Annotated in this window: 11 protein-coding genes; 7 read left to right on the top strand and 4 right to left on the bottom strand. The window is 72.3% G+C overall.

The features are described from left to right. Positions 1–361: 361 nt before the first annotated feature. Positions 362–3,208, bottom strand: a complete 2,847-nt coding sequence (locus tag LV79_RS21745; RefSeq protein WP_253840025.1) for a helix-turn-helix transcriptional regulator — start codon at positions 3,206–3,208, stop codon at positions 362–364. Positions 3,209–3,422: 214 nt separating this feature from the next. Here LV79_RS21745 and LV79_RS21740 point away from each other — a divergent pair, with 214 nt between their 5' ends. The 5 genes from LV79_RS21740 to LV79_RS21720 all read left to right on the top strand — a co-directional run bounded on the left by LV79_RS21740 (position 3,423) and on the right by LV79_RS21720 (position 8,239). Then, the gene (locus tag LV79_RS21740; protein WP_253840023.1) at positions 3,423–4,994 is read left to right on the top strand and encodes a S8 family serine peptidase; all 1,572 of its coding nucleotides are present in this window, start codon (positions 3,423–3,425) and stop codon (positions 4,992–4,994) included. A 257-nt stretch (positions 4,995–5,251) separates the two neighbouring features. Then, on the top strand, positions 5,252–6,343 hold the full coding sequence (locus tag LV79_RS21735; RefSeq protein ID WP_253840021.1) for a sensor histidine kinase: 1,092 nt from the start codon (positions 5,252–5,254) through the stop codon (positions 6,341–6,343). Between the two features lie 118 nt (positions 6,344–6,461). Next, positions 6,462–7,088: a response regulator transcription factor gene (locus LV79_RS21730; RefSeq protein WP_253840019.1), complete on the top strand. Its 627-nt coding sequence runs from the start codon at positions 6,462–6,464 to the stop codon at positions 7,086–7,088. A gap of 78 nt (positions 7,089–7,166) precedes the next feature. Then, entirely contained in the window at positions 7,167–7,913 is a 747-nt protein-coding gene (locus LV79_RS21725) for a DUF2306 domain-containing protein (RefSeq protein ID WP_253840384.1), read from the top strand. A gap of 65 nt (positions 7,914–7,978) precedes the next feature. Continuing rightward, a complete protein-coding gene (locus LV79_RS21720) occupies positions 7,979–8,239 on the top strand; it encodes a hypothetical protein (RefSeq protein ID WP_253840017.1) in 261 nt (86 codons plus the stop codon). 37 nt (positions 8,240–8,276) lie between these two features. Here LV79_RS21720 and LV79_RS21715 read toward each other — a convergent pair whose 3' ends face one another. Both LV79_RS21715 and LV79_RS21710 read right to left on the bottom strand, forming a co-directional pair. Continuing rightward, on the bottom strand, positions 8,277–9,398 hold the full coding sequence (locus LV79_RS21715; RefSeq protein WP_253840015.1) for an NAD(P)/FAD-dependent oxidoreductase: 1,122 nt from the start codon (positions 9,396–9,398) through the stop codon (positions 8,277–8,279). Between the two features lie 91 nt (positions 9,399–9,489). Next, positions 9,490–10,263: a class I SAM-dependent methyltransferase gene (locus tag LV79_RS21710; RefSeq protein WP_253840013.1), complete on the bottom strand. Its 774-nt coding sequence runs from the start codon at positions 10,261–10,263 to the stop codon at positions 9,490–9,492. Positions 10,264–10,375: 112 nt separating this feature from the next. Here LV79_RS21710 and LV79_RS21705 point away from each other — a divergent pair, with 112 nt between their 5' ends. Both LV79_RS21705 and LV79_RS21700 read left to right on the top strand, forming a co-directional pair. Continuing rightward, the gene (locus LV79_RS21705; RefSeq protein ID WP_253840011.1) at positions 10,376–10,759 is read left to right on the top strand and encodes a BlaI/MecI/CopY family transcriptional regulator; all 384 of its coding nucleotides are present in this window, start codon (positions 10,376–10,378) and stop codon (positions 10,757–10,759) included. A gap of 106 nt (positions 10,760–10,865) precedes the next feature. Next, on the top strand, positions 10,866–11,405 hold the full coding sequence (locus LV79_RS21700) for an HD domain-containing protein (RefSeq protein WP_253840003.1): 540 nt from the start codon (positions 10,866–10,868) through the stop codon (positions 11,403–11,405). A gap of 17 nt (positions 11,406–11,422) precedes the next feature. On the opposite strand, the gene LV79_RS21695 is transcribed toward LV79_RS21700, so the two are convergent. Then, positions 11,423–12,535: a nucleotide disphospho-sugar-binding domain-containing protein gene (locus tag LV79_RS21695; RefSeq protein ID WP_253839989.1), complete on the bottom strand. Its 1,113-nt coding sequence runs from the start codon at positions 12,533–12,535 to the stop codon at positions 11,423–11,425. Positions 12,536–12,850: the final 315 nt, after the last annotated feature.

Genomic DNA, 12,850 nt, shown 5'->3' with positions numbered 1-12,850 from the left:
GCAGGGGCGCGGCTGCTGCTGATAGCTGGGCGGATCGCGGGGCGGGGCGCTCGCACAGCGCCGATCCGCTCGATGGGCGCTACGCCGATCGCGGAATCCGTGACCGCACTGACCGGGGACCCTCTTCGGCGGCCGCGAGTTCCATGATCAACTCGCGTGGTGGGGCCCACCCTCCCGGGGTCTGAGGTCCCACGTTCGACACTACCGAAAACGGGGACTTGTCAAGAGCGGCCGCGTGAACCTGTGGATGGGTCGGGGGGTTGTGGACAAGCTCCGTGCGGCTGGGGGTCAGGTGGGCTGGCGCGCGAACCAAGGCTGGGGTGGGACCGCCGCGTGAGGTGTCCGGGGGGATCGGGTGTGGTCAGGTGGGGTTGGGTTCGAAGGCGGCGCGGGAGGTTAGGCCTAGTTTGCGCATTGCCTTGGCTACGTGGTGTTCGACGGTGCGTGGGGAGAGGTAGAGCTCCTGGGCGATCTGGCGGTTGGTGCGGCCGGCGGCGACCAGGTCCACCACCTCCCGTTCCCGGGGCGAAAGGTCGTCGCCGTAGCCCTTGCGGCCTCGGGGAGTGCCGCGGCGGAAGCGGCGGGCGATCTGGCGGCAGCGGGCCTCGTCGCGGGTGGCGCCCAGGTCGGCGAAGGCTGTGGTGGCGGCGGTGAGGTAGCGGGTCGCGGCGGCGGTGTCGCCGAGGTCGAGGGCGGAGCGGGCGGCGGCTTCCCTGGCCGAGGCGGCGGCGTGCAGGTGGGGTAGGGCGGCGTAGTGGTCGGCGGCGGCGGCGTAGTGGGTGACGGCTTCCTCGTGGTAGCCGCGGGCGGAGGCGAGGACTCCCCTGGCCAGTTCCGCGCCTGCGACCGCGAGTGGGGCGTCCCGGCCCTCGATGCCGTCGGTGTACTCCGCGACCAGGTCGGCGGCGTCGGCGATCCGGCCGCTGCGGACGAACGCGCGGGTCGCCAGCGGCACGAGGTCCGCCGCCCACACCCAGTTCCCCTTGTGCCGGGCCTCCCCCACCGCCCGCTCGGCACCGACGGCGGCAGCGGCGACGTCACCCCGGGCCAAGGCAATCGCGACCCGCCCAGCGGCCACGGCGAGGGACACGGGGGCGTTCTCCGGTGCGGCGACCAGGGCGTCGTCCAGGTGCCGGGCGGCGAGTTCGCGGTCGTCGCGGGCCAGCGACAGCCAGGCGAGGGCGAGCCAGGCGTCGGCGGCGAGGTAGGCCATCTCGCCCGCCTCGTCGATCAGCGCGGCGGCCGCGGCGGGCAGGCCCTCCCACCGACCGGCGGCGACGTCCAGGCGCAGCCCGGTGCCGGTGGCAAGCATGGACAGGAACGGCACGTCCGCGTCGACCAGCAGCGATCCGCCGAAGCCCAGGTACTCGCGGGCGGCGCCGTAGTGCCCGAGCCAGGCCGACGCGTCGGCCAGGTTGTTGTACGCGCGGCTGAGCTGGCGCCGGACCCGCGACGAGCGGGCGGTCACCGGGAGTTCGGCCACCGCGGCCCACATCGCCGGGTCGCCGGTCTGCGCGAGCGCGGTGACCTCGTTGGCCCGCACGGACGCCACCAGTTCCTGGTCGCGGGCGTCCTCGATGACCCGCAGCGCCTCGCCGAGCCAGCGCAGGTGGAACTCGACCGGGTGGGCGCCGAAGCTGGGCACGCACAGCGCCGCCATCCCGCGCGCGGCCAGCAGCGGGCGGTCGCGCAGGTCGTGGATGGCCATCTCGATCTCGTTCTGGCCCAGCTCCATCCGGCCCGCCTGGTTCATCAGCAACCGCCCCAGGTTGAGCCGCACCTCCCCGCGCGCCGTCCGCCCCAGCGTCCCGTCGCGCAGCAGGGCGCCGAGCCGTTCGATGGTGCTGCTGTGCGCGATGGCGTTGAGCGCGACCCGGCTCAGCCGCACCGCGAGGGTGTTGCGGGCCCGGCTGGGCAGCGCGTCGTCGACCAGGGCGTCCTCGAGCAGGTGCAGGGCGAGCGCGGTGTCGCCGACCTCGGTGGCCTGGTCGACGGCGGCGAGGGTCTTGCGCACCCAGTTCGTCAGGTCGCCCGCGCGCCGGTGGTGGTGGGCGAGCCGGACGACGGGCGGGTCGGGCGCGGCGGCGAGCAGGTCGGCGGCCCTGGCGTGCAGCCTGCGCCGTTGCGGGCCGGGCACGCAGATGTAGGCGGCCTGCCTGGCCAGCGGGTGGCGCAGCGCGTAGCGGCCGGTGTCGGTCTCGTGCAGCACCGCGGCGCCCAGCGCCCGGATCAGCGCGCTGCCGACCCGGCGGGCGGGCAACCCGGCGACGGTGCCGATCTCGTGCTCGGTGGCGGGCATGTCCAGGACGGCCGCGGCGTGCACGACGGCGGAGACGGTCGGTCCCAGCCGGGCGAGCCGGTCGGACATGGTGTCGCGCAGCAGGTCGGGGATGTCGACGAGGTCGAGCACGGTCGGTCGGGGCGTGGTGGTGTCGCCGGTCTCGCGAACCTCCCGCAGGACCTCCTCGATGACGAACGGGATGCCCGCGGTGCGGTGGTGCAGGGCGAGCGCGAAGTCCTCGGGGACCTCGGCGGTGCCGAGCAGGTCGGCGGCGAGGGCGGCGACCGGACCTGGCTCGAGCGGGCGCAGGCGCAGCAGCGAGTTGCGCGCGTCGGCGAGCAGGCGGTAGCCGGATCCGGGCAGGGCGGCGCCCTCCTCCTTGCGGTAGGAGAACACGGCCGACAGCTCGGGCGGCGGTGGGCTGGTGATGAACCGCAGCAGGTCCTGGGTGCCCTCGTCGGCCCAGTGCAGGTCCTCGACGACGAGCAGGATCGGGCCGTAGGCGGCGAGCAGCTCGCGGACCGCGCGGAACACCCGGTGCCGCTCGACGGCCGCGTCGCCGCGTTCGAGCTCCGGCGGGAGCAACGGTGCCAACTCGGGGAGCAGCGGTCGCAACGCACCGGTGACCGGCGGCAACCGGTCGGCCACCCCGGCCAGCAGGTCGCCGGTCTCGCGCAGGATGTCCACGACCGGGCCGTAGGGCAACGGGGTCCGCATCGGCTGGCAGGCGCCGACCAGCACCGTCCTGGCCGCGATCTGGGGCAGCCGCAGCAGCTCGCGGACCAGCCGGGTCTTGCCGACCCCGGCCTCGCCCTCCAGCAGCGCCACCGCCGGGGGTCGGCGCACGCACCCCGCCAGTTCGGCGAGCTCGGTCGAGCGGCCGACGAACAACGACGTCGGCAGCCGAACCGGGGGGAGCGTGGTCACGACGGCACGGTACCTCGCGGTCCCCCACCAGGCGATGCACCGCCGGTGGCGCGCCATTGCCACCGCCATTCCCATTTCGGGACTTTGAATAGGGGTACCCATCAATCCACTCATCCATTCACCACCGGCCGGGCGGGCCGCATTGTGGTGGCGCGGCGGTGTGTCCCCTGACATTTCCCTGCCCCTTGTGCACCGGCCGCGGAGGAGTCCAACAATGTTCAGTCGGAAAACCGGCCTGGCCGCGCTCGCGCTCGGCGCCGCCTGCGCCGGGGCGATCATCGCCGTCCCGGCCGGGGCAGCCCAAGCGGTGGGCACGGTGGTCCAGGCCAAGGAGCACTACACCGGCCAGTACATCGTGGCGCTGCGCGACGCGTCGGCCTCCGGTGCCGCCGTCGAGGCGTCCGCCCAGTCGCTGGTGTCCAAGTACGGCGGCACCATCGCCTCCCTCTACAAGGTCACCGCGCGCGGGTACTCGGTGCACGGCATGACCGAGGCGCAGGCCAAGAAGCTCGCCGCCGACCCGGCCGTGCGCACCGTCTACCAGGACGGCAAGATGCGCGGCAGCGACGTCCAGACCAACCCCACCTGGGGCCTGGACCGGGTCGACCAGCGCGACACCACGCTCGACCGCAAGTACGAGTACAACGCCACCGGCGAGGGCGTCACGGTCTACAGCGTCGACAGCGGCGTGCGGATCACCCACCAGGACTTCGAGGGCCGCGCGCGGTCCGGGTACGACTTCCTGGACAAGGACAACGACGCCTCGGACTGCAACGGCCACGGCACGCACACCTCGGGCACCGCGGTCAGCAAGACCTACGGCGTGGCCAAGAAGGCGAAGCTGGTCGCGCTGCGGGTGCTGGGCTGCGACAACAACGGCCCGGACTCGCTGCTGTCCGACGCCGTCGAGTGGATCACCGCCAACGGCGTGAAGCCCGCGGTGGTCAACATCAGCATCGGCCAGTTCGAGACCGGCATCGGCGACGAGCAGATCCAGGCCTCGATCCGCGCGGGCTTCGTCTACGCGGTGGCCGCCGGTAACAACAACGCCGCCAGCGCGTGCAACTACAGCCCGGCCCGCGTCCCGGAGGCGATCACCGTCGCCTCCATCGACCAGGGCGACCGCCGGTCCAGCTTCTCCAACATCGGCAGCTGCGTGGACATCTTCGCGCCGGGCGCCAACATCACCTCGCTGTCCTACAGCAGCGACACCGGCACCGCGGGCAACTCCGGTACCTCGATGGCCACCCCGCACGTCGCGGGCGCGGCGGCGCTGTACCTGCAGGGCCACCCGAACGCCAGCCCCGCCGACGTCGCGAACGCGCTGATCTCGCTGTCCACCCCGAACAAGGTGACCGACGCGGGCTCCGGCTCGCCGAACAAGCTCCTCTACACCAAGGAGATCACCGCCACCCCCGGCCCGGGTCCGGACCCGACCTGCGCCAAGCAGACCAACGCCGACGACGTCGCCATCCCGGACGCCGGTGCCGCGGTCACCAGCAATATCGCCGTCAGCGGCTGCACCGGCAACGCCAGCGCCACCGCCTCGGTCGAGGTCGTCATCGCCCACCCGTACCGCGGTGACGTCGCCCTCGAGCTCGTCGCCCCGGACGGCACCACCTACCGCCTGAAGGAGGCCTCGGCCGGTGACCCGGCCGCAGACGTCCGCGCCACCTACACGGTCAACCTCTCCAGCGAGGCCAAGAACGGCACCTGGAAGCTGAGCGCGCGCGACGTGTACCGCTTCGACGCGGGCAAGATCGACAGCTGGTCACTCACCGTCTAGTCCCTCCCGGCCCGTGCGGGCTCCGCCCTCTTCCGTGGGGCGGAGCCCGCACGGCTTTGCGCCATACAGCCGGACGGGCTTTGGCCAACCGGTTCTTTGGGTTGCGGGCAAGGGGGATCCCGGGACCACTGTGGTGGGTGGCGCACGGGCCTGGGGTTGAGGGACGCACGATCGTGGGGTTGGCGCGGAGTGTTGGGGACGGGTGAACGTACTTTCGGCTGAGGCGTTTGCGCTGGCCAGGCTCTTACACTGACGCGGTGTACGACCTCTTTCGTTCGCTTTGGCGGGAGCCGCGTCCTGCGGCCGCGCTGCCGTTGCGGTGGTGGGACTGGGTGCTGGTTGGCGTCCTTGTGTCCGTGGCGCTGGTCGAGGGCGTAGCGCGGGGTGGGGTTGTGTCCACTGTGCTGGCGGTGGGGTTGGTACCGGTGCTGTTGGTGCGGCGGTCGGCGCCGTTGGGGGCGGTGGGGGGCGCGTTCGGGGTGTGTGCGGTCGCGTCGGTGATGATGGGGCGGAACTTCCCTGACCTCAACGTCATGGTGTACCTGGTGCTGTTGCCGTTCGCGCTGTTCCGGTGGGGGTCGGGGCGGGAGGCGGGCCTCGGTGCGGTGGTGATGGTGGGGCAGGTGGGGCTCGCGGTGCTGTTGGGGTACCAGCGGGTGGCGGACGCGGGGGCCGGGGTCCTGGTGCTGGCCGCCGCGATGGCCGTCGGGGCGGCGGTCCGGTACCGGTCCAGGGCGCGGACCCGGCAGCTCGACCAGGTGCGGTTGCTGCTGGCGCGCGACCTGCACGACACCGTCGCCCACCACGTGTCGGCGATGGCGATCCGGGCCCAGGCGGGGATCGCCGTGGCGCCGTCCGACCCGGCGGCGGCGGTGGCGGCGTTGCGGGTGATCGAGCAGGAGGCGGGCCGCGCGCTGGACGAGATGCGCGCGCTGGTCCGGGTCTTGCGCGCGGGCGAACTCCCGGAGATGGGCCCCGTTGGCGACCTGACCAGCCTGACCTCGACCGGTCACCCCACTGTCGACGTTCGGGTGGTCGGCGACGCCGCCGAGTTGCCCGCCCCGATCGCGGCCACGGTGTTCCGCCTCGCCCAGGAGGCCGTCACCAACGCCCGCCGTCACGCCCGCCACGCCACCGCCATCGAGGTCCTGGCCGAGATCACCCCCACCACCATCCACCTCCACATCACCGACGACGGCGACCCACCCCCCGCCCGTCCCCCAGGCCTGGGCCTCACCGGCATGCTCGAACGCGCCACCCTCCTCGGCGGCACCTGCACCGCCGGCCCCTCCCCCGAACGCGGCTGGACAGTGACAGCGGACCTCCCGCGAACGGGAGTAGCGCGGTGACCGTGCGGCCACACAAGCCCAGCGACTGGGCCCGCGTCAGACACCAGCGCTACACCCCATGCGAGCACAGCGCGATGGCGACACGTGCGGCAGACCTCCCCAGGACAGGAGTGGCGTGGTGACGGTGCGGGTGGTGGTGGCTGATGACCAGGAGATCGTCCGGACCGGGTTGGTGATGATCCTGGGGGCGCAGCAGGGGATCGAGGTGGTGGGGGAGGCCGGGGACGGGGCGGCGGCGGTCGCGGTGGTGCGGCGGGAGCGGCCGGATGTGTGCTTGATGGACATCCGGATGCCGGGGATGGACGGGATCGAGGCGACGCGGGTGTTGGCGGATGAGGTCGCGGTGGTGGTGATCACGACGTTCGACCTGGATGAGTACGTGCACGCGGCGTTGCGGGCGGGGGCGCGGGGGTTCCTGTTGAAGAACGCGGGGGCCGACATGCTCGCGCAGGCGGTGCGGGCGGCGGCAGCGGGGGACGCGTTGATCGCGCCGAGTGTCACCGCGCGCCTTCTGGCCACGTTCGCGGGGCGGGCTCCGGTCGCACGGCTCGTGGATCCGTTGACGGAGCGGGAAGAGCAGGTGCTGGTCTCGGTGGCGCGCGGGCGGACCAACAACGAGATCGCGGACGAGTTCCACATCACGTTGAGCACCGTCAAGTCGCACATCGCCAGCCTGATGGGGAAGTTGGGCGCGCGGAACCGGGTTGAGGTCGCGATGTGGGCGTACGAGACCAACCGGGTCTGAGCCGAAAGTACTAGGGCGGGACCGTACCTGGTCCTGATGTGCCGGGGTGGGCCCGAGCAGCACGATGGCCTGGTGTCCATGAGAACCAAGCGGTTGCCCGCGGCGTTGGTCCTGCTCAGCGCGGTCCCGATCATCGCGGGGGCGGCCAGGCTGACCACGCTGGCGGCGCCGGTGACTGCCGAGAACGCCCGGTTCGCCGCCGCGCCGGTCCCGATCGTGCTGCACATCGTCGGCGCCACGGTCTTCAGCCTGCTCGGCGCCTTCCAGTTCTCCCCCGGGCTGCGCCGATCGTCCTGGCACCGGCGGGCAGGCCGGATCACTCTCCCTTGTGGACTGATTGCGGCGCTGTCCGGGCTATGGATGACCATCGCCTACCCCGACGCGCCCGGTGACGGCCAGCTGTTGGCCACCTTCCGGTTGGTCTTCGGCACCCTCATGGTCGTCTCCCTGGTGCAGGGCTACCGCGCCATCCGGCGCAGGGACCTCCGGGCGCACCGGGTGTGGATGATCCGCGGGTACGCCATCGGGGTCGCGGCCGGGACGCAGGTGGTGGTGACGTTGCCGTGGGTGGTGGTGTTCGGCCAGCCGGGCGGGACCACGCGGGCACTGCTGCTCGGCGCGGCGTGGGTGATCAACCTGGGGATCGCGGAGTGGGCCGGGCGGCGCAGCGGCCAGTCCGCACCACACCGGAGAACCCGGACGAGACAGTCACTTGTGGACGGTCAGCCCCGTGTCAGCCGGATGTCAGCCCGGTGGGCCGGACGTCCGAGCGGGCGCGGCCGGGCGGTCGACGACGGCCCCGAGCGCGCTGGTTCGTTGGGGTGACGGGGATTCCTGGGCCGCCGCACCGCATGTGATCGTTCGCTCATCCGACCCGAACGGAGGAACGCATGAGGAAAGCGAAGGCGGTGGCGGCCGCGGTGCTCGCCGTGGGCGCGGTGGTGACCGGGGTGACCCCGGCCAGCGCTGACTACTGGGCCAGGTACAGCATCGGCCCCTACACCGACGAGGCTGTCTGCAACTACGACTCCGACCGCCTCTGGGACCCGCCCTACTGGTACTCCTACGACTGCCACTACCTCACGACCGACCCGGACAACCGGGGGCGCGGGGCGGGCTACTACTTCTGGAACCGCGTCGACATCCGCTAGGCGCGCCGCTCACCCGGTCCGCGCCGGGTGAGCGGGCTCAGAAAGCGCTGAGGGCGGGCAGGAAGCGCTCATAGCGGAACGGCCCGAGGACGTCGTCCTGGTTCTCCCCCAACACTTCCGCGGCGACCAGGTCACCGGCGTGCACGCTCAGGGTGGTGCCGCTGTGGGAGACGGCGAAGTGGAAGTTGGGCATGTCCGCGACACGGCCGAGGACGGGCAGGCCGTCAGCGGGGATGGGGCGTTCGCCGACGCGCACGCTCTCGACGGTGGCGTCGCGCAGGCCCGGGTAGAGGTCGCGGCCCGCGGCGAGGACGACCTCGACGGCGTCCTGGTCGACCCGCGTCCGACCGCCGGTGATCCGCGCGGCGGCGTCGACCTGGTGGGTGTGCAGCAGGAGCCTGCCGCCGCCGTCGGGCCGCAGGTGGACGTTGGGGGCGTGCACGACGCGCGCGACCGACACCGGGACCGGCGAGGTGTAGATCAGCACCCCGAGGGTGTTGCGCATCGGCAGGTCGAGCCCGGCGAGCGCGGCGATGCGGGTGGCGTGCGGACCGGCGCAGTTGACCACGGCGTCGGCGGTCACCCGCTTGCCCGAGGTGAGCCGGAGCGCGGCGGTGGGACCCATGTCCAGGTCGACCACGGCGTCGTCGCGCAACAGTCGGGCGCCCCGCGACAGCGCGGTGGCCAGCAGGTGCCCGACCAGCCTGGTCGGCTCGACCCAGCCCTCGCGGGGGAAGTAGGCGATCTCGTCCGCGGGGACGGCGGCGCGGTCGATGTCGGGTTCGAGGGCGAGCACCTCGGCCCGGGTGAGCCACCGCACGGCGTACCCGTACTCGGCGACCGTGGCGACCTTGCGGCGCAGCTGGGCGACCCCGTCGGCGTCAGCGGCCCACTCCAGGTTGCCGCCCTCGTGGTACCAGTCGCTGTGCGGGGCGCGGGCGGCCAGCCGCTGGTGCGCGACCATGCCCGCGACACCGAGGTCGTGGTAGCTGCGCGGTTGCTTGCCGCAGGAGTTGGTCCACGAGAAGGTCGCGCCGGACGTGCCGGACGCGGGGGCACCCGCCTCGACCACGGTCACCCGGGCGCCCCGGCTGGCCAACCCGGCGGCGACGGCGGCCCCGTAGACCCCGGCGCCGATGACGACCACGTGTCCGACCATCGCGCTCCACCCCACCTGCGTCGACAGCGGCGGACCACCTTGGTACCGGCGCGGCGCTGTGGGGGTCAACCGCCAGCAGGGGGCGGCTCGCTCAGCCGTTCAGGTGCCCGACCAGGGTGGTCACCTGCACCACCTCGGGAAACGGCCCGAGCCCGGTCAACGCCTTGTCGATCCGGCACTCGAGCAGCGCGCGGTTCTCCTGCGTCGGCAGGCGGTGCACGGGTAAGGCCGAGTAGATACCGCCGACGATGTCAGGCAGCGTCAACTCGCCGGTATAGGTGACCGCGGACCGGCTGACGGTTAGGCCTGCCGCAGATAGAGCCGACGCGTAGCGCTGTTGGCTGGCCTCGTCTGTCCCACAGGTGGCGACGAGTTTGGTGGTGAACCACTGTTCGAGCACCTCGCGCAACGCGCGGGACCAGTCCGAGTCCTGTAGCCACAACGGGGTGCCGTTGGTGACGATCGCGATCCCGCCGCCGGGGCGGACCGTCGCGGCGATCTCGCGGAAGAGGACCTCGTGGTCCATCCAGTGCAGCGCCTGCCCAACGGTCACCGCCGCTACCGGACCGGTGACGGCTCTTAGCGCGGGCAGGTCACTGTCCTTGCCGAGCACCCAGGTCGCGTTAGGCACACCGTGGGCGGCGGCGCGGGTCAGCATGTCCGGCTCCGGGTCGACCCCAACCACGGCGCGAACCCTGGCGGCGAGAGGTAGGGCTAACTGCCCCGTGCCACACCCGAGGTCGACCACGACGTCCGCACCGGTCAGGCCGAACGCCCGCACGACAGCGTCGACCACCTCGCCCGGATACCCACGCCGGTACCGGTCGTAGAAGTCGGCTACCTCTCCCCCGAACCCCAGTTCCATACCTCCAGGCTGCCAGGGCCGGACGGGACGGACGCCGGATTTCGCTCAGGGCTTGCTGTTCCTGCGCCACCGGTAAGTCCATTGGCGCAGGTAGGCGTATTAGCATGCGCGTGTGCACGGCGAAGACGACGAGAAACCGGCCGGGCGGCGCAGACCGGGAGAGCTCGCCGCCCAGGTGTTGCGCACCCTGGTCGAGGCGGGGCAGCCGCTGTCCCCCGGCGAGGTGCTCGACCGGCTCGACCCGTCGGGGGCGTTGTCCTACAGCGCGGTCGTCACCACCCTGACCCGGCTGCACGAGAAGAAGGCGGTCACCCGCGAGCGCTCCGGCCGCGCGTTCCGCTACCTCGCCGTCACCGACCCGTCGGCGCTGGTGGCCTGGCGGATGAGCAGGCTGCTCGACGCCGAGGCCGACCACACCTCGGTGCTGACCCGGTTCGTCTCCAGCCTCACCAAGGGCGACGAGGAGATCCTGCGCAAGCTGCTCGACGACCGCTGAGTCAGCGCACGCCGACCCACTGACGCCACCCACGGTTCACGGTCGCGGCCACCCAGGTTCATGATCACGCCCCGTTCCGGCCCGGCGCGCTGGGCACCCTGGACCCGTGCAGGCGCTGGTGGTCCACGCGGTCGAACTCGCCGCGACCCTGCTGTCGCCCCTCGGCGACCGCTGGAAGCACACCATCGGCGTCGCCCACCGCGCCGAACACCTCGCGTCCGCGGTCCCGGACGCCGACCGCGACACCCTGGTGGCCGCCGCCTGGCTCCACGACATCGGCTACGCCGTCCCCGACACCGGCTTCCACCCCCTCGACGGCGCCATCCACCTCACCCGGCTGACCTGGCCGCCCCGCCTCTGCGCCTTGGTCGCCCACCACTCCGGCGCCCGCTTCACCGCCGACGTCCTCGGGCTCACCCATCTCCTCGCGCCTTACCGCCACATCGACGACCCCTTGTCGGACGCCCTCACTCATGCCGACCAAACCACCGACCCCTGCGGCACTCTGGTTCCACTCTCCGCCCGCCTGACCGAGATGCTGACGCGCCACGGCCCCACATCAGCCAACGCTCTCGCCCACCCGGTCCGCGGCCCATACCTCCAGGCGGTCGCGGACCGCGTCGAATCGCGTCTCTCCCACGGCTGACTGCGGCTTGGGGCTGCTCAGCTCAGCGCCGGGCGCATCCTGGCTTCGATCTCGTTCGCGGCTTGGGTAGCGCCGCCGGTCCGGTGGATGACCTGACGCATCGCGGCGAGGTTGGCGCGGGTGGTCCGGTCGGCCACGACGGCGGTGACGGTGTCGTGGATGGGGTCGGCGAGGGGGACGCCCAAGCCGAGTTCGTGGATCCTGGCGGCGTTGACGACCTGCTCGGGGAGCCGGGGTGAGGTGATCAGCGGGACGCCGTGGCTGAGGGCCTCCATGGTGGAGTTCATGCCCGCGTGGGTGAGGAAGGCGCTGGCGTGGCGCAGGACGGACAACTGGGGGAAGTACGGGCGGGCGTCGACGTTCGGGGGTAGCGGGCCGAGGTCGGCGCCGCCGGTGGTGATGGCGAGGTGCCAGTCGGTGCCCGCGAACGCCTCGACGCACTGGCGGTAGAGCGCGACGTCGGTCAGCACGGAGCCGAGAGCTACGTAGAGCACCTTGTCCGACGGCGGCGACCACGGCTCATCCGACTGCCGCACAGTCGGTCCGACGAACCGGAAGCGGTCGTCGAAGGTGTCACCCGCGGGCTGGAACTCGCGCGGGAGGAAGACCAGGTTCACCTCGTCCACCACGTCGTACAGGGTGCTGGGGTCGAGATCGATGCCGTGGGCTCCGGCGAACGAGGCGCACCGGCGCGCCAGGGCGAGCGCTGCCGGGTGGTCGTCGGGGAGGCCGCGCTCGAGGGCGAAGTGAGCGTTGGAAGCCAGGTGCGGGACCAACCGCACAGCGGGAACACCGAACTCGGCGGCGATCACCCGCGCGGGCCAGTTGGTCGCGTCGTAACACACGACATCCGGCCGCTCAGCCGCGATGTGCTCCCGCAACACCGGGTACACGGCACTATTCGCGGCGAAGTAGTGCAGGAACCAGGCCCCGAGGATGTCGACCAACTCCCCACCTGGCGGCACGAACAACGGCAGCGGCGGCAACGGCACCCGCTCCACCCCGGCCACCACCTCCCCGCTGGCATACCGCACCCGATGCCCACGACGCCCCAACTCCGCCACCACCGGCACAGTCGGATTGATGTGCCCGGCCCCCGCCAACGTCACGAACAGCACGCTCCCGCGCAACGCCCCCACCCTTCCGTCGTCAGTCCAGTCGCAGAACCCGACTCCACGCGTACCCGACCGCCCTCCCGGCGACACCGCAAGGAGGCCGCCGCACCAGTCACCCACCCGCTACGCCGACCGCGAATCCACGACCACACCGCGCCAGACCGATCGACGGCCGCTACGCCGACCGCGAAATCCGGCGCCGCCCAGCCCAGAAACTCTCGCCACCGCCCGCGAATTCCATGATCAACTCGCGTGGTGGGGCCCACCCTCCCGGGGTCTGAGGTCCCACGTTCGAGACTACCGAAAACGGGCGGTTGTCAAGAGGGGCCT

Origin of the sequence: Actinokineospora globicatena (genome assembly GCF_024171945.1) — a bacterium.
Classification (GTDB): Bacteria; Actinomycetota; Actinomycetes; order Mycobacteriales; family Pseudonocardiaceae; genus Actinokineospora; species Actinokineospora globicatena.
The sequence above is the reverse complement of the archived record's forward strand: the minus strand, read 5'-3'. Positions and strand labels throughout refer to the sequence as shown.